This is a genomic window from Fusibacter bizertensis, from assembly GCF_029914245.1.
Taxonomy (GTDB): Bacteria; Bacillota; Clostridia; order Peptostreptococcales; family Acidaminobacteraceae; genus Fusibacter_C; species Fusibacter_C bizertensis.
Map to the genome: position 1 here is coordinate 322,219 of NZ_JARYZI010000004.1, position 22,308 is coordinate 344,526.

A 22,308-nucleotide genomic window follows, 5' to 3' on the forward strand; every position below is an offset into this window, starting at 1 on the left:
TAACTAAAATGTTGCATGGACACTATCAAAACTCGCGCCGCCAAGTGGTTCATTTTCAGGAAGCTCAAGATCAAAAAGTTCTTTGATCACTTGTTCAACCTTAGAAACGCCAACAAATTCCAGTTCATTTTTCACTTCTTCTGGGACTTCATCAAGGTCTTTTAAGTTCTCCTCAGGAAGCAAAATCTTTTTAACACCAGAACGGTGCGCCGCAATCACTTTTTCCTTAACCCCACCAACCGGAAGCACATTGCCCCTAAGCGTGATCTCACCAGTCATAGCAATATACGATGGAATCTTACGACCTAAAATCAAAGATGATATGGCTGAAAAAAGTGCAACGCCTGCTGATGGACCATCCTTTTGAACCGCACCAGATGGCACGTGGATATGCAGATCTTTCTTACCAAATTCAAAATTAGGAGATTGGAAAGCAAGCCTTGATCTCACTAAACTTAGCGAAATACGAGCAGACTCTTTCATGACATCACCCAGTTTACCTGTAAGAATCAGCTGACCATTACCTGGCATAAACGACCCTTCAATAAAGAGAATCTCACCACCAACAGGTGTCCAAGCTAACCCAGTAGCTACACCAACTGCGTTGTTGGTTCCAGCTAGATCATGCCTTGCAAGTGGTTTTCCAAGCACATCATATACCAAATCGTCAGTGATATGGTATGGAAGTGGCACTTGGTTTAACACTACTTTTTCAGATACAACCCTTGCAACAGAAGCGATTTGGCGTTTAAGACCTCTCACCCCTGCCTCTCTAGTATAGGCATCAATAATGTGTTTAATCGCATCTTCCTCAATAACCAACTGCTCATCACTTAGACCATGTTCCTCTAAAACATCTGGAATCAAGTGATCCTTCGCAATATGGAATTTTTCCATGTTGGTATAACTTGAGATATCGATCACTTCCATACGGTCAAGTAATGGTCCAGGTATACTTCTCAGTGAGTTAGCAGTAGCGATAAAAAAGACATCTGATAAATCATAAGGTACTTCCAGATAGTGATCGGCAAAAGAATTGTTCTGTTCAGGATCGAGGACCTCTAAAAGTGCACTTGCTGGATCACCACTGTTGCCCACTTGTAGCTTATCAATTTCATCTAGTACGAAAATAGGATTTGTTTGACCTGATTTTTTCATTCCTTGTAAAATTCTACCGGGAAGTGCTGCAACATAAGTTCTTCTATGTCCTCTGATCTCAGCTTCATCACGTATACCACCAAGACTCATACGGACATATGGACGATCAAGCGCTTTCGCGATACTTCTACCTAGACTTGTTTTACCAGTTCCAGGCGGTCCAACAAGTAACAAAATCGAACCTTGCTTTTCTTTTTTAAGTTTAAGCACTGCAAGGTGCTGGATAATTCTATCTTTAACATCTTTAAGTCCATAGTGATCTTCATCAAGGACTGCTCTCGCTTTTTCGATATCGATTTCTGGACCTTTAAACTTACCCCATGGTAGTGCAATTAAAAGATCTAGATAGTTTGCGATGACATTGCGCTCCGCACTTTGCGGAGATAAGGCTTCAAATTTTTCACTCTCTGCAAGAGCAATCTTTTTAACATCTTCAGGCATAAGCGAATCTTCTACAAGTTGTTTATAATCTTTCTTACCAGAACCTTCTGATCCTTCTTCATTTAATTCCTCTTGAATCGCTTTCAGCTGTTCTCTTAAAAATGCCTTACGGTAATTTTTATTCGCTTCTTGAGAAAATTTCTCGCTCATTTCCTTTTGAAAAGCAAAAGATTCCCGCTGCTTACTAAGGGCATCAATTAACTTAAGTCCCTTCTCACTGTACGATTTGGCTTCAAAAATATGCTGTTTTTCATCAATTGTGATATTCATATACTGAAGTAAAACACCTGCTAACAATTCGATATCATCAATTTCATCAATGAAATTCACAAAAGGTTCAGACCCCTTAAAGTAGATACTGATCTCCTTAACCAGCTGCTTGATATGTTTTAACATATCTGCATATGGAAGTCCTTCCATATCTGCAATAGTCGGTTCGAAAGAATAATCCGCTTTAAGTATAGATTCCATCGTATAGAACCGCTCTATCTTCACTTTATCTACAGCCTTAACATCAAGGTAATAAAAATCATCTTCACGTCTAATGCTCTTCACTTCTAAAAGCACACCAAATCTATAAAAATCTTTCACATCATATTGCGCAGATGGATTTGGTTTTTTAACTGTTACGCCAAGTGCGTACATAGCATCTTCAACTAAATCTCTTTCTAAATCTCGAGAAGGCTCTTTTCCAATTCTGATCGAAAGCTCATTGCCTTTAAATAGAACCATCTCTGATATGCCTAGTACATTGAGTACCACTTTAGGTTCATGTTTTTTCATAATTGTCCTCCTCCTATATTTTTTCACCACATTTTCTATCTTTTAATATGTTTTCTTTACTTTATGTTTATACCCAAAGAAAACGTAAATATGGCAATTCCGACAATTTTACTAGTATTTAACTCTTATATATAAATTAACAAAAGAGTGGGCTCTGTTCTAGCGCACTTTATGTATGAATTGTAACAAAATTTAAAACGCTAGAAAAAAGCAGCTATTAAGAATGTTCATCTTAATAACTGCACGTCACTTTTTATTGATTAAATTTTTAAGTCTATTTCATGTATCGAACCAGCACCACCATTTTCCTTTAGATAAACACTTGATTCTCTGATTGATGCTAGCAAGTCGCTACCATTTTTCATCTGGTATTTAGATGCAACTTTTCCTAAATAAATCGCGCCTACGTCAGCTTCTTTTAGCCCGATCAAAGTTTGCTCACCTGCTGGAGAAACCGTCCATATTTTTAAAGAGGAGAACATTTCATCGCCTTCATCAATCCAACCGTTGCCATCAGTGTCATAGTTTGAAAGCTCTCCAAACCCACTACCAGTTTGAGGACCAAAAAGTTCAGAACCATCATCGATTGTTCCATTACCGTTTTTATCAAGTGCAAGGAAACCACTACCAGAAGCAAGATTTTTAAACTGATCTGGTGTTCCATCCATAGTGATGTCAAGCTTTAGACTATCTTCTCCAAAAGCTATCCCTTTCCCGTCAAAGTTGATCACCAAAGGATCTTGCATCTTTGCACCAATCTCAAGTAAAGTTGATGTAGATTCTGTATATGAGCGTGACATCTCCAAATTGAGATTGAAAGCAATTTCTTTCCCATCCGAGGTCTTCACTACACCTTGTGAACTAAAGCGCATCTGTTCACTCTCACTTACAGTATGTAAGGTTGTGATTCTAGCGCCAAATCCACCTTCCCCTTGCCCGCTTGACTGCGATGGAACCACATCAAGAGGCGCGTGATCAACATGCGGCTGATTAGCGCGCTGACCACTACCATGGACCTTTCCGTTCTTATAACGTTGCCACCACTTTGGATCAAGTTTGATGGGATTTTTAAAGTCTGAATTATCTTTCGCCTTATCATCAGACTTAACCACTTGTTGAAACTTAAACTTCTGGCCTGTTATTGCCGAAATAAAAGTCTCTAGTAATTGAATCTTTGCTTTATCTGCATCCGATAGATGAAATAAATCCTCAGTTCTAGTCTCATTTAGACTTAACTGTTGGTCAGATAAAGACAACAATAGAAAACTGTTTTGATTCCCAGTTTGTAACCCTTGCTCACTCCCTTGCTGAGTGCCTACGTTAAAAGTTTGTACACTAACCTCACTTCGCTCAACCCTTGAGAATGCTGATGTCGCTTTTTGCTGCACATCATAACTCGAAATTTTCATGTCAACACCTCCATGTGTTAAAAAATTTCAACTGTATCCATACTATAAAATAGTATCGTCATATTTTGTGGCAATAATAAGTCAAAAAATAAAATCAACTATAGATAAAACCTATAATTGATTTCAATGTAACTATTTCTTCATCATTTTTCTATAAAGTGTCGCTCTACTAATTCCTAAGCTTTTAGCAGCTTTTTCAACACCTTCACCGCTACTACCATATACCTCTAAAGCAGCATGTATTGCTTTCTCTTCTAGCAGCGAAAGTGGCATCAACCAGTTATTTTGCGGTTGTTCAACAGGTTGAACTAGTTGCTGATCTAGTTGGTGATCTACAATTTGATCTTTAGTTTTATTCGCTGCCTTTTCATAAACAGCTGTAAATCGTTTTGGCAGATGCCAGAGTTCGAGGCGGTCGCCCTCACATACATTGATGGCATACTCCACTGCATTTTCAAGCTCCCTCACATTACCCGGCCATTCATGAAGTAACAAGGCATCTTTAAAAGCACCTGATATTTTGGGCAATGGTTTTAAAAGTTTTGTACACCACTTCGAGATCATATAATGCACCGTAAGCATTAGGTCATCTGATCTCTCTCTAAGGGGAGGAATATTAAGGGGGATTACATTTAATCTATAAAATAGATCCTGTCTAAAAGTACCCTCATTCACTTTTTCCTCAAGATTGGCATGCGTTGCAGCGATAACTCTAACATCTACATCTACACCGCCATTACCACCCAACCGTTCTATACGTTTTTCTTGTAGCGCTCTTAAAAGTTTTACTTGTAAATGCAAAGGCATATCGCCTATTTCATCTAAAAATAATGTACCCTTATTAGCAAGCTGAAATTTACCAGGCTTACCACCTTTTTTAGCACCTGTAAAGGCACCTTCTTCATAACCAAAAAGCTCACTTTCAAGAAGATGATCTGGTATCGCAGCACAATTAATTGCAACAAAAGGAAATGCCTGCCTTTGACTGCTATGGTGAATCGCCCTTGCAAACAGTTCTTTTCCAGTGCCACTCTCACCGAGAATCAGTACCGTAGATGCACTACTTGCTACCTTTTGTGCCAATGCCTTGACTTGGACCATAGACTTTGACTCACCTATGATTTGATCAAAACCGGTCGCAAGTGAATCCAATACCATATCATTGACAGTGCGCATCACTTCTTCCACCGTTTTAATAGTGATGATATAGCCTTTAATCGCGTGTTGTACTTTGATCAAAGAGACATCGAAGATGCCCTGCATCCCGCCCTTAAAAGTTTGAAAGTGGTTTTTACTATTTTCTTTTAACCTCAGTAGATGCGTTAACTCTCTTTCATATAAAAGTTCATCTAGATGCCCTATAGTTTCAAGACCAAAAGCGCGCTTAAACTTTCTATTCACTCGCAAAACAGTCCCCGTCTTATCACATGCAATCAAACTCGTATCTATACTTTCAAAAACGACCTCAAGCTCTTTAGCTAAAAGCTCAATCGCCTCATGACTTTCAAATTCTTTTAACTTAGAAGCAATTAGATCTGCCATTCGATCTAGAAAAGACATCAGATTTCCTTGGTTTTTTATCAGTGCTAATCTTTGATCTTCTTTAAAAGCAATCAGCCCTATTACACCAACATTCTCCCCATCAATACGAATAGGACAACACACTTCAGCATGTTCTGTGCATTTATCTTTACAATCACAGTTAAGGCAAGCCTGATGTTCACCTGGATTTTCAATGATGAAGCCCATGCTCTCTCTCAGTGCATAACTAAAAGCCGAGTTTTCATTGACCTTTTCTCCAATGCTCTCTCGGTATCTCCCTGTGCCAGCAAGTCTAATCCGCTGATCATCAACTATAGTGACATCAATATTAACCACACTCGCAATTGCTTCACATATGAGTTGTACATTTGATATGATTTTGCTTAATGCCACCTTAACCTCCAGTGTAAGTAAACTTATATCTTATACATCAGATTGACCGTTTCACGCGCCCAGCTCACAGCGTCTACATAGGCATCAAACAACTGATCTTCATCTAGTTTCATCCGTTTTGTCAGTTCCTCAGTAATATCCCATTCACCTTTTTCATATGCACTCACCAGCTGAAAGATTGGCATAAGTACACCTTTATGCTTGATTAATGAATCTTTAATCGAGTTTGGCAAAGAGATATCCATTAAGGCTTCTTCCATGTTTTGATCGAGCATTGCATCTATCGTGCTAAAAAGACCCATCATAGATGCTTCGTGCTTAATGTTTCTCATGCCACTTTGTATGGCAATCGTTTCAGCAAACTTGGTCCGAATCAAAGACATATTCATCAACTCTTTTGGTTTATGATCACCAAGTTCTTGAATCATCAATATATTAATCCATCTCTCAATTTCTTTCAGACCCATATAGGTTAAAGCGCGTTTAATAGAATAAACCAAATCATCTCCTGCTCTTGAGCTTATCACACGCATCACACGATAGGCTAGATTCACATCTTTTTCAATGATCTCTGCAAGTACTTGATAAGAAGGTTCGTCTTTCTTGAGTTCATTTATAATACGGCTATATTGTGCCTTTGTTGTTGCCTTTGAGCTTGGTTTTCCAATAATTGAAGGCTTACTAAAAAAGTATCCTTGAAATAAAGTAAAACCCATCTCCTTGGCCTGAATAAATTCCACTTCAGTTTCAATCTTCTCTGCAAGTAGTATTTTCCCGTTTTTAAGCGCTTTTATCACTGTTGATTCAAGCGTAGAAAGTGGTGTTGCCATTAGGTCGTATTTTATGATATCTGCAAAAGGTACCAGTGGATAATCATCATAACTCTCCACAAAGTCATCAAGTGCAATTCGATAACCTTTAAATTTCAAACTTTTTATACGTTCTATTAGTTGTTCATCAACTTCAACATCTTCTAACACTTCAATTATCAGACGATGACTTTCAATTAATTCAGGTAGATCAGAATTGATAAACTCCGCATCAAAATTGATAAATGCGCGTTTATCATCTACAATTTGATCGATTCCAGATTCAAAAAGACCACCTATCACACTAGCAGTTGCATGTGATGAAGATATGCCATCAAATCCTTTTGAATCACTCCCCGCCCTAAATAGAAGCTCGTATCCAAAAACCTCCATTTTTCTGTTAAAGATTGGCTGTCTAGCAATAAACATTGATATGCTCCTTAGGATGTTTTTATGTATTATATACCAATCATATCATGCTAATAATCACTGTGCTATAGAGAAAAGAATCAAAATTAAAAAAAAGACCAACAGACGCTACAATATTCTCATTGTACTAAGTCTTTTGGTCTTTATTATTTGGTCGATACTAATACATCTTCTTAGCTAAGCAACATATTTGCTTTCAAGTAATGCTAATACCTTCATATATTTTTCTTGAATGCCTTTTTCTAATTGTTCATTTTCAAATGCTTCACTTCTTAAGTCAACAGCTTCAAGTACTTCTTTAGAGAGCGTCCGTTCAGCAAAAGGATAAACCACTTGATCTTCCTTATCTATATGTCTATGCAGTAAATGCGTATAGCCTATTGCATTGCCAATAACATCTAATACAGCTTCTCTATCTCCACTTTTATGCGCACTTAGTGCATCTTCAAGTCCTTTTATATAAAGTCTACCTAAGTCATGTTCAACGAGCATACCATGAGTTACTAACTTTTCTGCTGCTGGTCCAGCGTGTTTCACCATTTCATCAAATAGAAATTCCTCTTCTTTGCCGTGATGATGTCCATCTGCATATACCCTCACAAAATCTATCATACCTGCAAAATCTTCATAGTCAACTTCACCAGTCTCAATCGCTTTAAAAGATGCTTTTCGTAAAACAGTCAGCATTCTTTTGATCAATTTGTGCTCTGATACCATTAAATCTATGCTCTTCATGCAGTCCTCCTCGATAGTTTGTACGCTTGATGATCCATACAAAGAAGTTCATAATCTGATGTTATAAACCCATCAAGCCACTTCTCCCTTAGCTGATTATACACATTTATATCTCCACCTACTGCATGCCAAAATTCAGTATGCAGACAAATACGTTTTTCCCAAGAAATAAAATTTTCTTCAGATGCTGTAGGCTGGTTCACTCTGTCACACGGCATCCCCTCAAGAAGATAATCATAGATTCCTTTGAACATCTCTTGAGGTGTTCTAAGATTTCCTTTATATGATTTGTATGCCTTAACACCATTTGAACGGTATAAAGCTTCTAAAGTTGAGAAATCAATCCACTGATTCTCCAAGCCTTTTGTAATCGCACCAGCCATCCTATATTCTAAGCTTTGTATTTTTAGTTGTAACCAGCCATGTATATTATCTGTTTCAATTACATCTGCTAGATCAGCCACCACCGGTGAACCGAATTGTGCTTCTAGATTTTGTTTTAAAAGCGCTAAATCACTGGCATTATATTCATAACTTACTTGATTGTTCATTTGATTGTAGATTTCATCTAACAATTCTTCATGCCACTTTACTTTATCGTATAGCCAATAATGAATTGGCCCTAAAAATGCACTCATCTCTTCACCTACTAAGCCTTATTATTTAATGCTGTCATTAAAGTGTCTATGTTTAAACCATGTACCAAACATGCCTCTTCAAGTGTTTCTGCTTGTGCCGAAGGACATCCCACACATCCCATACCAAAACTAAAAAGCACCTCTACTGCTGCTGGGTTGTTTCTAACTACACTGCCGATCGTCATCTCTTTCGTAATCATTATTTATCTCCTTGTTTTTAAAATTATTAAAGATTTAACTAAAAAAACCTGCTAAATCATATCTTCTAATATGACTATAGCAGGTTGAAAAATCAATTTCCGTTACATATGTTACGTTTCTTATATTTCATCAAAACTATCAATATGGTTTAAAAACACTGATACGATTTCAGGATCAAACTGAGATCCTGCGCATCTTTTAAGTTCAGCATGTGCTTCATCTTTTGGCATTGCCTTACGGTATGCTCTATCACTGGTCATCGCATCATAGGCATCCGTAATCGCGATAATTCTTGCCAAATAAGGGATTTCATCTCCTTTTAGCCCTCTTGGATAACCACTTCCATCCCATGCCTCATGATGACACAGCACATATTCTGCCATCTCACTTAGTTCATTAACTGAACTAAGTATTCTATATCCGATCTCTGGATGCTTCTTAATTTCAAGGTATTCCTCAGTTGTAAGACGCTCTTCTTTATTAAGGATTCGCTCTTCAATTGCGATCTTTCCAACGTCATGTAGAAGTCCCATGCTTTTAAGCTCATTTAACTCACGATTTGAAACGCCTAAGCAAACACCCAGTTGGTAACTTAGAACACCCACTCTACGGCTGTGCTCTTCTTCTCTTTTGTTCTTTTCATGTAGTGTATTTACAATTGCGTAAACAGCCTTACCTCGAACAGAGGGTGCCTCCATCAGTTTACTTCTGTTCATGTTATCTTCAGCAGTTCTCAAAAGTATTCTTTCAGAAGTTTCAGTTTGTTTGAGTTCTGACCAACCTACTGAGATTGAGATTTCAACTTCACCTAAACTTATATCAGAACAATTCGCTTTAATTTTATCTGCAATTTGTTCAATCTGTCTCCCATTAGAACGTGTTACCAACACACCAAACTCATCACTACCAAGCCTTGCAGCGATTTCATCAGAAGTAACCGCTGCCTTTATCCGGTTTGCTGTCTCTACGAGCACCATGTCACCTACAACATGACCAAATGCATCATTGATCAACTTCAGACCATTGATGTCAATCATTATAAAACCATCTGGGTATTCTTTGTCTTTATATAGTTTTGTCAATTGTTGATCAAAATAATTCCTGTTATAAAGGTCTGTGAGATAGTCGTGGGTGCTTATATGCGCTAAATGTTTCTCCTTGCTTTTTCTTTCAGAAATATCAGCATAGATTGCATAACCTCCAACGATATGGTTATCAATAACCATTGGTACACCTTGAATAGACACTTCGCGTGGAGAGCCATCCCTGTTATATCTTACCCCTTCAGTGATGACATGATTACCATCAAATATTTGAGCAGTCAAAACTTCTGCATCATCGCGATGATCCGAGCTAGAGACAAAACAATCTAGATTTTTACCTAACATTTCATTGAGACTATAACCAAAAAAGGATTCAAAATGCTTATTACAGTCCATCACATTATGCACATGATCAAACATCGCAATCGCATCATGTGAATTTCTAAAGAGAGCTTCAAAATTCAATTTTTGCTTTGTGACTTCCTGTTCCATCGCGACAAGTTGACCAAAAGAAGCTTCAAGTTCTTCATTAAGGGCTTGAAGCTCTTCTTTATCTTCATGAATTTCTTTCATCATGCTATAGGTTTTATCAAGTATAGAATTAAGCTTAGTAACAAGCACTTTTAACATGGATTTTTTGGAAAGCGTCAGATAAAAATCGGGATTTTTATCAAAATCTATCTGCTCAACTTGATCTTCTATTTCTACCAGTGGCTGATTGATGTATTTATTTTGAAAGAATATAATCAACAAAAACGACCCAATCAATGTTACAGCTAAAAGGATGCCTTTGACTAAGTCATCATGCTCCAAAACTTTAGCAGTATCTATAAATTGGATCGCTATCATCGCACCTAAAAGTACAATCAATGTTGTTAAAACTTCATTCATATGTTTCATGATTTTTTTCACGTATGCCACCATCTCAATTATAATTTTAGTATTTATTTTATTATAACTTATATGATAGCAGCCCACAAACCATTTCTTGCATTATCGTAATATACCTAATTTTTTTTATATTTCTCAACTTCCACTAAATCTCAAAAAGCCAGTCAAAAGCAGCTGGGAAGCGTCTTGCCCATGCAGTTTCAAAATGGTTTGCGCCTTCTTCGATAACGAGTTTCACATCATCTCTTGGCACACCTAAATCAAGTAGCTGTTTCTCTATTGCAAGAGAACCATCCACATAAAGTTTATTAAAATCTTTGACGTTTTGATTACTTGTTTCTTCAGTACCTATATCTAAGTACCAGCGTGTGCGATAATTTTTATCAATTTTGTTTAAATGGGAGGTTAGCGCACGATCAGCAAACCAAGCTGCTGTTGAAAATGCACCGATTTTTCCGAAAATCTCTGGATACTGAGCGCCGAGATAAAGAGAAATAAAACCTCCCATTGAACTGCCCGCTACACCTGTGTGATCACGATCAGGTATTGTTCTATAATTATCATCTATATAAGGTTTAAGCGTGTCTACTAAAAATTCACCATAGCGAACACCTTCACCACCTATGTCTCTTGTAAATTCTCCAAGTTCTTTGAGTTCATTGGCACGTTCAGAAATCCATGGAGAATATTCATCAAGTCTTTCAAGACCTGGCGCATTATCTATCCCCACGATGATGATCCCCTTAAAATCTTTTTCCTTCATAGCTTTTTCAACTGCTGTGTGTACGTCCCAAATCTCACCATATGCTGCTGTTTGCTTATCAAATAGATTTTGCGCATCATGCATGTATAAAACTGGGAAACGCCGTGTAGGTTCGCTTTCATAATTTGATGGTGTCCATACCCTAATGTTTCTAGTTTTCGATAGCTGGGGCATGTCCATAGTAAAGATTTCAGGTGTATGCATATTTCCTCCTCGTTTTATGAACACAATTTATACTAGCGTTTGATAATGTGGATCGGTTTATCAACTGCGCCATGCGCTGCTTCCATAACGATCTCTGATAAAGTTGGATGTGGATGAACTGTTTTTGCAATATCGTAAATTGTGCCCTCAAGTTCCATAGATACAGCAGCTTCTGCAATCATATCTGTGGCATGTGAGGCAACGATGTGAACGCCAATCACTTCTCCATATTTTTTATCATGAACAATTTTGACAAAACCAGTTGTTTCCCCTTCTGCTACAGCTTTGCCGTTAGCACTTAGAGGGAACATACTTGTTCCTACATCATAACCCGCTTCTATCGCAGCTTCCTCAGAATAACCAATAACGCCTACCTCCGGGAAACTGTAGATGCATGAAGGAACTTTGTGATAGTTAATTGAAGTCTTGTCACCGTGTATCGCTTCTGCTGCAACGATTCCCTCAGCAGAGGCTACATGTGCCAGCATCATTTTACCACACATATCACCTATTGCATATACACCTTTTACGTTGGTTTGCATGTGTTCATCTACAACGACACCTCTTTTATCAACCTTAATACCAAGCGGTTCAAACCCTTTAAGATTAGGTGTTCTACCGAGGCTTGCAAGGATGATATCAGAAGTCACTGAAAGTTCTTTACCTTCATGTGTATAATGAACCGTTCCATTATCAACACGAGAAATACTTGAGTTTGTTACAATTTCAACGCCCGTATCTGTTAAATGTCTTTGTATCGTGGTACGTACATCAGCGTCAAGATTTTTAAGAATTGTATCGGAACGCTGCAAAATTGTTACTTTTGTACCTAAACTGTTAAATAACGTCGCAAACTCAATCGCTATAACACCACCACCAAGAATCGTAATTGAATTGGGTTGTTTAGGTAGTTTTATCGCTCCAGTACTATCGATAACATATCCTGCTGTGACAGCATCATCTATCCCCGGTATAGAAGGAATCAAGACAGAAGAACCCGTCGCTAAAATCAAATTCTTTGCACTTAGGGTTTCTTCACCAACCACAACAGTATGCGCATCAGTTGCATGACCATATCCTTTAAACACATCGATCTTGTTGTATTTAACGAGTTGCTCGACACCGCCCACGATCTTATTAACAACTGTATCTTTACGTTTCATTAAATTATCCCAATTGATTTTTACATCTGACAAATTCTCTATATCTATACCAAAACTCTCAGAAATCATCAAATCCTGATACAGCTTAGCACTTCTGAGCAATGTTTTAGTAGGAATACAACCATAATTTAGGCATACACCTCCTATACGATCTCCTTCGATTAGCGCAACCTTTGAGCCGAGCTGCGAAGCTTTAATCGCAGCAACATAGCCTCCTGGTCCGCCTCCTACGACGATCACATCATACGTTTTCATAAGTTGCCTCCTAGTTCATCAATAAAAAGTGTGGATTTTCAAGTAGTTTTTTTACATGTCCGACGAACCTACCAGCATCTGCACCATCTATAATACGATGATCAAATGAAAGTGAAAGAGGTAAAATTGAGCGGATAACAATTTCATCGTCAACCACAACAGGTTTTTTTACAATCGCACCTACACCTAAAATACCTGCTTCTGGGTGTTTAATAACAGGCACACCAAAACTTGCCCCTACAGCACCATAATTGGTAATCGTAAATGTACCACCGCTGAGTTCATCAAGTTTGAGCGTTTTATTGCGCGCACGTGTGCTTAAATCTTCAATATGTGCTGCAAGTTCAAAGATACTCATACGGTCAGCATCCTTAATGACAGGAACCATTAATCCATCCGGTGTATCTACTGCAATTCCAATATTGTAGAAATGTTTATACACAATTTCTTCTGCAGTTTCATCTATAGATGCATTTAATCCTTTATACGTTTTAAGTCCTGCAATAACAGCTTTTATAAAGAATGCTAGGTAAGTCAGTTTAACGCCTTCACTTGTAGCAAGCGCTTTCGCTTCACCTCTAAACGTGACAAGTTCAGTCACATCTGCTTCATCCATCACCGCTGTATGCGGGATTGTGAATTTAGAAAGAGACATATTTGCTGCTATGGTTTTGCGAAGCATGGTCATCGGCACACGTTCTGAACGATCAAGCTCAGGAACAGTGGTTTTAGGGTAAGCATGACCTGCTCCACCTTGGCCTGAACTGACACCTACTGAAGAATTTGATGTGTCAGCACTAGGTGCTTTTGCCCCATCACTAGGTGCTTTTGTATCAGCAGCTGCCTGTATATCAGCTTTCATCACACGTCCTTGTGGACCTGTGCCTTTTACAGTACTGATATCGACACCTAAATCTTTCGCCATCTTCCTTGCAACAGGCGTAGCAAGTACTTTCGTCGTTGCCCTAGACGGTTCTGAGACAGCACTTCCTTCACCACTTGATGGGATCACAGCATCGGAGATCTCTATTTCCCCTACAACAGCTGTGCTACCTTTTTCTACAACCGATTCTAGTGCTACATCAGCATCAGGAGTGAGTTGAGAATTAGGTTGCGCTGACGCATCCTTTTGAGACGAATTGTCTGCCTGACCAGAAGTTTCATCTTCTGATATGACTTCTCCTTCTTCCATATTGGAACGGATTCCAGGTTCACCATCATCCACGATGACGATTACGTCACCAACATGAACCTTTGCACCCACTTTAAATTTATTGCGTTTTAGCGTTCCTGTTGCTGGAGAGGGAATCTCTGCATTTACCTTATCTGTTTCTAGCGTAAATAAAGAATCCCCTTCCTTTACTGAATCACCTTCGTTGAAAAATAGCTTGAGCAGCACACCTTCGTGTATGCCTTCGCCTATATCTGCAAATTTAACATGAAACATAAAGTCACCTCCTAAAATTCGAGAACAGTTTTTAGCTCACTTGTGATAAAGTTTACGTCTGGCACATAATGATGCTCCCCTTTAGGAAGTGGCACGATGGTGTCATTACTTGTAATACGTTTTGGTGGTGCTTCAAGATATAAAAAGGCACCTTCGTTAACAGTTGTAATCAGCTCTGCGCCAGGGCCAAAAGTCATAGCAGCTTCATGCACAACTGCAAACCTACCTGTTTTTTGGACAGACTTTATAATCGTTTCTTTATCAATAGGTGAAATCGTTCTAAGATCAATTAGTTCGATACTATGTCCTTGTTTTTCTAAAATTTCAATTGCCTTTTGCGTCTCTCTCACCATAGCGCCCCAAGCAACTACAGTAAGATCATTACCTTCTTTAAGTACTTTTGCCTTACCGATCGGGATTGTATAATATTCATCAGGTACTTCTTGTTTAAAGGCACGGTAAATCCTTTTTGGTTCCATAAAGATAACAGGATCAGGGTCTGCAATTGCTGCAAGTAAAAGTCCTTTTGCATCATATGGTGTTGAAGGAACAACTACTTTAAGTCCAGCAGTATGACCAAATAAAACCTCTAAACTTTCAGAGTGATGTTCAAGCGCTCTCACACCACCACCATACGGCATACGTATCACCATAGGAACTGTAAAAAGGCCTCTCGTTCTGTTTCTCATCCTTGCAGCATGTGTGACGATTTGGTTGTAACCTGGGAACATAAAACCAGAGAATTGGATTTCCACTACAGGTTTAAGACCTGCTATTGCCATCCCGATGCCAGATCCTACGATACTAGATTCAGCGAGTATACTATCAAAACATCTATCTGATCCGTACTTCTCCATCAAACCTTTGGTCGCTCTAAACACGCCACCTTCTACGCCGACATCTTCACCAAATACAACTACATTTTTATCTTGATCCATTGCCACTTCAAGGGCATTGGTAACCGATTCTACTAAATTGAGTACTAACATTTATTTACCCTCCTTTGCATAGAATGCTTTTTTCGCCTGATACTGCGCTTCTAAGATAGGTGTTCTTTCAGCAAATACATAATCAAATGTATCTTCAAGTGGTGTTAAGCCAGATTTTTCAACATCTTCAAAAGTTGCTTTGACAAACTTGCCTTTTTCTTCTGTGAAAGCTTCTTCTTTTTCTTCATCCCAGATGCCTTTTTCCATCATATATTTTCTAAGTCGATCGATTGGATCTTTATCTCGCCACTCGTCAACTTCACTATTGTCTCTATAAACAGTTGGGTCATCTGAAGTCGTATGTGCACCCATCCTATAAGTATAGGCTTCGATAAGCGTTGGTCCATCTCCACGTCTAGCACGATCAACCGCTTCTTTTGTAACCGCATACATTGCAAAGATATCATTACCATCTACTTGTATACCAGGGATCCCATAAGCGATGGCCTTTTGTGCTATCGTACCTGCTTTTGTCTGAATTTTTCTACGTGTTGAAATCGCAAATTGGTTATTTTGAACGATGAAAACATTTGGCAGACTTTGAACTGCTGAAAAGTTAAGCGCTTCGTGGAAGTCACCTTGTGATGTACCACCATCACCAACGTAAGCGATCGCAATGTCATCTAGACCTTTATACCTCGATGCATAAGCAAGTCCAGTTGCATGCTGCATCTGTGATGCGATTGGCACTGATATAGGTAATACCCTTACATCTTCAGGCATGTGCATGCCCATCTCATTACCAAACCAGTAAAGAAATATACTTCTCAGCGGTGCGCCTTTATAAAGCCAAACGCCAAGTTCCCTAAAAGAAGGGGCAGCCCAGTCCGTTTGTTTCGTAGCTGCTATTGAACCCACCTGAGTTGCTTCTTGCCCAAGGTTCGGTGCATAAGTTAACATACGTCCTTGTCTTTGATACTGTAATGTTTTTTCATCGATAATTCTACTAAAACGCATTGTTTCATAGAGCTTGATGATCTCTTCATCTGAAAGCTCTGGCATTGCGTCAGGGTTGACGATTTTTCCGTCTTTGTCCATAATTTGAATCATACTGTCCTTTAATGGGTCAAAATTCTCTAAAAACATAATGCCCTCCTTCATTAATAAACTTCGGACATCGAGTCCTCAGTTTCTGTCACAAATAACTTGTGTCGTCAATATGGAATTTATATTGCCCGTAGGCGTAACCGCACCATTTACGATCTGATACTCCATGCCATCTTCGCTCCTAAATGAAAAACTTGGCGTTTCACCAAATACCCACTCCCACGAAGCATGTCTGGCCCTAATCGTTTCATAAGCCGGTTCATGTGCTTTTATGACATCATCGATGCTTTGTAGTTCTACGTCGTATTCATTTCTTTTGTAATATTCGTCGACGATTGCATTGGTAATGTCCGATACTTTTAGCTTAGGATTCACCTGCGCTAGATTGATAACTGGGCTAGGCACTGAGGGGATAGTCCTCCCTATTGAAAACCTTGCTTTGTAGACTTCATCATTAACCTTAAGACTTTTCCAGAGTCTATCAAGATCAACATCTACAAGCAGCGTACCATGATGAAGCCTTCTCATCCCTTTTAAAAAAAAAGCACTTCCTGAGATTTTTTTTCCCTCAAGCGTTATATCCTTTCGTGCAGTTACTTTAACCTCGAGACCGAATTTCTGGATTGCCTCACTGATCATTTCAAAATGTGCATTTTCATCATAAATCGAATGATGTTCAATAAATGCATAATTTAAATTACCCTCATCATGAAAAACAGTTCCACCACCTGAGATTCTCCTCAGCAAATGTATACCCGCCTCTTCAGCAAACCTCACATCAATTTCGTGCCAAGGATTTTGGTTACGACCAAAAACCACTGAAGGCTCATTTACCCAAAGAAAAAGAATCTGCTCATAATCGACAAAAGTCGTGAATAGAATCTCTTCAATCGCGTGGTTGATATAAGGATCTTTTGAGTTTGAAAGTATCATCAGTCTCTTTTTCATAACTGCTCCATTAGCGTTTAAGTATTTAATATGCATATACCCGAAAATTTCTATCACTAACACCATTGAGAATAGTTCTCAAAAAGTTAACAACTGATTCATGATACAAAAAAAACTGCTAATCTGAGAAAAGGATAGAGAGGTGACCTTTTCATCATCATAACAGTATGGGTAGAACTTTATCTTTATATATCTATTCAAATTTTGGGCATTATCTTCATCAATTAAATATATGAGCAAGTACCTTCACACCTTTAGTGTATTCTGCAATTGCATCGCTTAGAAATTCATCTTCATCAGTACTAATGACATCTATATTTTGTCCCAACACCATATAAAAAACATAATTTCCATACCTGAATACTTCAGATGCTTCTATTTTAGCCAACTTGACTTTATCGTTTTTATACATCACAAGTAAAGATTCCTTATACCTTATAAGTTCCTCTTTAATAAGATCCACTTTTCCACTTTTAACTTTAAAGCCCATAAAGATATCTGCATGTGTTGACATCATTGCTGATTCAGCAATATAATCCTCAACATATTTCATTGAAATTCCATACGTATCCTTCAGTGATTCAAGGGAAATTACTTTACTCGGTATATAAAAATCCCCATATTCTTGTTTTACTGCATCATGCGCATTTTCCAGTGCAGAACTACGCGTATTTGATAGTTTCAGGTTAATCCCCATAATCAAAACCCCGGCTAGTGCAAAACAACAAATTCCCCATAAAAATTTATCTCGTACATTAAAATGATTAGCCATAAAATATTTTCCCCATTTTATATGATATGAATGACAAGGTTTACTTGTGCATTAAAGTAAATTTGTGTTTAACATACACTTGTCATATAACTGACATCTTCTTGTAATATTAGACGGATGAATCACTCAAAAAGTTCCACACAAAAAAAGCCCATCTTCACTGTTAAGGAAATTCCTTAAACCATTCAGATGGGCTTTAAAATATATATCTACATATGCTCTTTTTTACTAGTTTCTCTTTTCAAGATCTTCTTTGGTACGCTTTTTTCTCTGCGTACATTTTTGATTCAGCTAAAGCAAATAACTCCTCAATACTTTCTTTTTTATCACGTTTAATTTCAAATCCTAAAGAAATAGATAATGCGTTATCAATAATAAACTTCTCTTTACACTCAGCCTTGATTTTATCTATAAGTGATTGCATGTAGTCTTCGTCGGTATTTTTTACCATTATTGCAAACTCATCTCCACCAAGTCTAAATACAGGATTATTATCTGCATATTTTTTCAGCGTTTTAGCAATTTCTATAAGATGTTGGTCTCCTGTTAAGTGACCATAATGATCATTAATATCTTTTAAGTAGTTCATATCTCCAATCACAAGGCCAATTGGTAACAATCTCTCATCAAGACAATAAGACTCTGTCATTATATTAAACAACCTTCTATTATATAGCTCAGTAAGTGGATCGTTAAAACTAAGGTACTCAAGTTCTCTTGCTTTTTCACTGATGATATTTTTCTTTTGTGCATTTGATATAGCAATTGCAACATAAGATGCCAATGCCTTTATGACTTCAAAATCAGCGTCTGTGTATGCTTCAGGTTCATAACTTTGAACAGTGATAAGACCTATGCAGTTTTCTTCACTGATTAATCGACTATATATGATGCACTGCGTCTTTTTTTCTTTGTTGTTTCCAATAGCTGCATAGTAAGAATTGGGATAATAGTTAGTAAACTCTTCATCAAAGGACTTCACATGAACGTCCACACCATTTTGTATGCAATATGCGGCAAGAGATACATGATCATTTACATCCACTTCTTTAAGTGGTAAACTTCGTCCACCCTCTTCAAAGTACTTATAGATAATCATACCGTCTTCTTTATCGTATAATGCTAAACCAAACATATCAGCTTTCATTAATTTATAGATAGAACTTCTCAAAATTTCGTAAATTTGATCGATATCCATGGAGGAAGTTAGCCTCTGTCCTATTTGACCGATCATAGATAGATTTTTAAGTGTCTTTTCTAATTCGTTTGTTTTATTTTTTAGCTCTACATTTTTGAGCAAATTGATCTCTTCTTCACTCTTCTTAGATTCTTGCTCCAAACTCTCTTTTAACGCTTCAATTGTTTCATGATTTTGCTTTTCGTTGATTTCATCTTTGATCTGTGTATATAGTTTATGGTGCTCTAGAGCTTTCTTATAATCACCTTGTGCTTCATATATCATAGAAAGGTTATGATGACAATCTATCTCAATATATTTTATTTGCTGTTCACTTGCAAAATGAAGTGCCTTATTGATGTAATGAAATGCATTCTCGTATTCACCTAGCATAACATAAGCTTCTCCAATATTACTGATCACAATCAACATATTGGTTCTAACGACATCACCATAAATTCCTTCATATACACTATAAGCTTTTTTCAAATATTCCAGTGCGCTTTTATAATCACAAGCACCTAACAACGTAAATGCATAATTGTTATAAAGATCACCTAGTATCTTGTTGTTTTTCAACTTATCTTTGTATTCCAGCGCTTTATCAAGGAGTTCAGTTGCTTTATGTATATTGTCTAAAGAGCTGTAAACGGATGCGATATTAACCAGTGATAAGATTGTATACGAAAAATCGTCAAGGTCAAAAGCGACATTGTAACTTTTATTTAGTGCCTTTAGTGCTAAATCATATTGTTTCTCTTCTCTATAAACGATGCCAAGGTTGCTATAACACTGGAACAAAGACATAGGATCTTTATTTTTTACAAAAAAATCCAACGCCTTATTTAGAAATCTAATTGCAATATCACTCCTACTTGTAATCAAATAGCCTCTTCCTAATAAAAAAAGAGTTTGAGCATGATAAAGTGTATTAACTTCTGAATTGAAGTCAATTTCTTCAAGCAATTGTTTGATAGTATCTTTGGGATTATTTTCAAGAGCACTAATTCGCTCTAAGAGAGAGTTTTCCTGCATATTGTCCATCCTGATAGTTGTTTTTTTATATTATATCACGACACCATAATGTTAACAATGCTTAACAAAGTTATGAGTGGTCACTTAACAAAAAATCTCCCTCTGATTTACAAAGGGAGATTTTTTTAATATTTCGTTATTTAACGCTCGTTAGTTTTCCTTATTCTACTTCTTGAACACCAGAAACTGTAGTTAACTCATCTATAACAGCTGAATCCATTACAGATTGAGTTGCATAATATACATTACCAGTTACAGCTGTATCAACCATTGTAAATCCAGTTGCAAATGGACCTACATAGATATTACCAGTTACCTTTGCAACATTTAATTTGAAGTTAGGTTTTTGTACATAGATATCACCTACAAAATCACCTTTTTCAAGTCTTGCATTTGTACTATTGATAACTAACATAGGAGCAGTCAAAGTAAATCTTCTAGTAACCTTTCTTGTATCATCTTGGCTATAAAGTGCGATTTTTCTCTGTACCACATCTTTGTAAGTGAAATCACCCATAAGGTATAGAGGTTGATCTGTTGTCACATCATTACCAGCATAGATAATCCAAGTACCATCTTTTGAAAGATTTTTAATTAAAGCATCTTCGTCTCTATAAAGTGAAGGAGAAACTACAGCATCAACTTCAGTAAGGATCTTTTCACCCGTTACAGAACTTTCTTCATCCATTGTGAAAGTATCTTTAGCCGATTGAGTTGTAAAATAGATGTTGCCATCTACAGTTGCTTTTACGAGTTGGAAATTATCTACTGTCACATAGACATCACCTTTAAAGATACCACCTTGAATTCTAGCGTTAGGACTTTCAATAGTAAGTTTAGGAGCAGTTAAAGTGAATTTTCTTGTAACTACATGTGCATCATCTTGGCTATAAAGTGCGATTTTTCTTTGAACAGTTCCTCTACCGTTTAAAAATTCTCCAGTAAGAACTAAATCTTGATCAATCGTCATATCTTTAAGTACTGAAATAATCCAAGTTCCTTCAGCGCCGATGCTATTTGCAAAGACATCTGTTTCATATGTCAAAGAAGCTGATGTTACAACATCAGTACCTTCAATGATTTCTACAAGTGCGATTTCACCTTTAACATTGTCTGTATCATCGATAGAAGCAGTATCTTTCACTTCTTGAGTTGTATAGTAAACATTACCTTCTACTACGAAATCTTTCATGTTAAATCCTGTTGCATTTACATATATATTGCCGTAGAATGTACCACTTTGAAGTCTAGTGTTTGGGCTGTTAATTGTTAATTTTGGTGCAGTTAAAGTAAATCTAGCAGTTACATTGTGATCTTCATCTTGAGTATAAAGACCAATTTTTCTTTGAATTAAATCTTCTCCAGTAACTTTATCTTGTTTACCATTTTTAAATGTACCTTCAAGTACTAGTTCTTCCTCAGAAACTAAATCACCTAAAGTCGTGATAATCCAAGTACCATTTTCACTGATTCCTGCTTTAAATGCATCAATATCATTTACTAAAGATGCTGTCGTAATTGCATCAGTACCACCTGCTGCATCATAGATAGCTTTGTTTGTATTTTTTCCTACATAACCATCCACTACTAAACCAGCTTTTGTTTGGAATGCTTTAACTGTTTTCAAAGTCATATTTCCAAACATGCCATCAGCTTCAATTGAGTAACCTAGTTTGATCAAGTAATTTTGTAATGATTCAACATCTACGCCTGAAGTCCCAAAATAAAGTACTCTCGTAATCGTTGGAATTGCAAAATCACTTTCCATAACTTCTGGCTTTTCAGTTGTAGGCTCAGTAGGAGCCGTTGGCGTTGTTGGTGTTGTTGGTGTTGTTGGAGCTGGCTCAGTTGGTGTCGTCGGTGTTGCAGAAGTCCACGTATCCGTATCTGCAAATGCAGTACCTGGCATTGCAAACATCGTGACGATCATAACCGCCACCAATACCAAAGCTTTAATTTTTCTTCCCATAATTAGTACCCCTTATTTTTTTTTAGGTTAATTTAATTCGAAAAATATTTCGTTAAAAAAAAGACAT

At 37.3% G+C, this 22,308-nt stretch carries 17 protein-coding genes; all 17 read right to left on the minus strand.

Annotated elements, in window-relative coordinates; genetic code table 11:
- Window positions 1-3: 3 nt before the first annotated feature.
- The 17 genes from lon to QE109_RS08525 all read right to left on the minus strand — a co-directional run bounded on the left by lon (window position 4) and on the right by QE109_RS08525 (window position 22,241).
- Window positions 4-2,382 carry an endopeptidase La gene (gene lon / locus QE109_RS08445; protein WP_281094003.1) on the minus strand — a complete coding sequence of 793 codons (2,379 nt, stop codon included), beginning with the start codon at window positions 2,380-2,382 and terminating at the stop codon, window positions 4-6.
- Window positions 2,383-2,642: 260 nt separating this feature from the next.
- Entirely contained in the window at window positions 2,643-3,791 is a 1,149-nt protein-coding gene (locus tag QE109_RS08450) for a hypothetical protein (protein WP_281094004.1), read from the minus strand.
- A 132-nt stretch (window positions 3,792-3,923) separates the two neighbouring features.
- Window positions 3,924-5,726, minus strand: coding sequence for a sigma-54-dependent Fis family transcriptional regulator (locus tag QE109_RS08455; RefSeq protein ID WP_281094005.1), 1,803 nt, complete (start codon window positions 5,724-5,726; stop codon window positions 3,924-3,926).
- A 23-nt stretch (window positions 5,727-5,749) separates the two neighbouring features.
- Window positions 5,750-6,964 (minus strand): EAL and HDOD domain-containing protein, encoded by a 1,215-nt coding sequence (locus QE109_RS08460; protein ID WP_281094006.1) that lies wholly within the window; start codon window positions 6,962-6,964, stop codon window positions 5,750-5,752.
- Window positions 6,965-7,141: 177 nt separating this feature from the next.
- The gene (locus tag QE109_RS08465) at window positions 7,142-7,699 is read right to left on the minus strand and encodes a hemerythrin domain-containing protein (RefSeq protein WP_281094007.1); all 558 of its coding nucleotides are present in this window, start codon (window positions 7,697-7,699) and stop codon (window positions 7,142-7,144) included.
- Entirely contained in the window at window positions 7,696-8,337 is a 642-nt protein-coding gene (locus QE109_RS08470; RefSeq protein WP_281094008.1) for a hypothetical protein, read from the minus strand. Before QE109_RS08470 ends, QE109_RS08465 begins: the two co-directional genes overlap by 4 nt.
- 11 nt (window positions 8,338-8,348) lie before the next feature.
- Window positions 8,349-8,537: a DUF1858 domain-containing protein gene (locus tag QE109_RS08475; protein ID WP_281094009.1), complete on the minus strand. Its 189-nt coding sequence runs from the start codon at window positions 8,535-8,537 to the stop codon at window positions 8,349-8,351.
- Window positions 8,538-8,657: 120 nt separating this feature from the next.
- On the minus strand, window positions 8,658-10,493 hold the full coding sequence (locus QE109_RS08480) for an HD domain-containing phosphohydrolase (protein ID WP_281094010.1): 1,836 nt from the start codon (window positions 10,491-10,493) through the stop codon (window positions 8,658-8,660).
- A 124-nt stretch (window positions 10,494-10,617) separates the two neighbouring features.
- Window positions 10,618-11,439: an alpha/beta hydrolase gene (locus QE109_RS08485; RefSeq protein ID WP_281094011.1), complete on the minus strand. Its 822-nt coding sequence runs from the start codon at window positions 11,437-11,439 to the stop codon at window positions 10,618-10,620.
- A 32-nt stretch (window positions 11,440-11,471) separates the two neighbouring features.
- Window positions 11,472-12,857: a dihydrolipoyl dehydrogenase gene (gene lpdA, locus QE109_RS08490; RefSeq protein ID WP_281094012.1), complete on the minus strand. Its 1,386-nt coding sequence runs from the start codon at window positions 12,855-12,857 to the stop codon at window positions 11,472-11,474.
- Window positions 12,858-12,867: 10 nt separating this feature from the next.
- On the minus strand, window positions 12,868-14,304 hold the full coding sequence (locus QE109_RS08495; RefSeq protein WP_281094013.1) for a dihydrolipoamide acetyltransferase family protein: 1,437 nt from the start codon (window positions 14,302-14,304) through the stop codon (window positions 12,868-12,870).
- A gap of 11 nt (window positions 14,305-14,315) precedes the next feature.
- Window positions 14,316-15,293 carry an alpha-ketoacid dehydrogenase subunit beta gene (locus QE109_RS08500; RefSeq protein WP_281094014.1) on the minus strand — a complete coding sequence of 326 codons (978 nt, stop codon included), beginning with the start codon at window positions 15,291-15,293 and terminating at the stop codon, window positions 14,316-14,318.
- Window positions 15,294-16,379 carry a pyruvate dehydrogenase (acetyl-transferring) E1 component subunit alpha gene (gene pdhA / locus QE109_RS08505; RefSeq protein WP_281094015.1) on the minus strand — a complete coding sequence of 362 codons (1,086 nt, stop codon included), beginning with the start codon at window positions 16,377-16,379 and terminating at the stop codon, window positions 15,294-15,296.
- A 39-nt stretch (window positions 16,380-16,418) separates the two neighbouring features.
- On the minus strand, window positions 16,419-17,288 hold the full coding sequence (locus QE109_RS08510) for a lipoate--protein ligase family protein (RefSeq protein WP_281094016.1): 870 nt from the start codon (window positions 17,286-17,288) through the stop codon (window positions 16,419-16,421).
- 220 nt (window positions 17,289-17,508) lie between these two features.
- Complete coding sequence (locus QE109_RS08515; protein ID WP_281094017.1) at window positions 17,509-18,060, minus strand: DUF4358 domain-containing protein; 552 nt, start codon at window positions 18,058-18,060, stop codon at window positions 17,509-17,511.
- 241 nt (window positions 18,061-18,301) lie between these two features.
- Window positions 18,302-20,272 (minus strand): GGDEF domain-containing protein, encoded by a 1,971-nt coding sequence (locus tag QE109_RS08520; RefSeq protein WP_281094018.1) that lies wholly within the window; start codon window positions 20,270-20,272, stop codon window positions 18,302-18,304.
- Between the two features lie 160 nt (window positions 20,273-20,432).
- On the minus strand, window positions 20,433-22,241 hold the full coding sequence (locus QE109_RS08525; RefSeq protein ID WP_281094019.1) for a peptidoglycan-binding domain-containing protein: 1,809 nt from the start codon (window positions 22,239-22,241) through the stop codon (window positions 20,433-20,435).
- Between the last annotated feature and the right edge of the window lie 67 nt (window positions 22,242-22,308).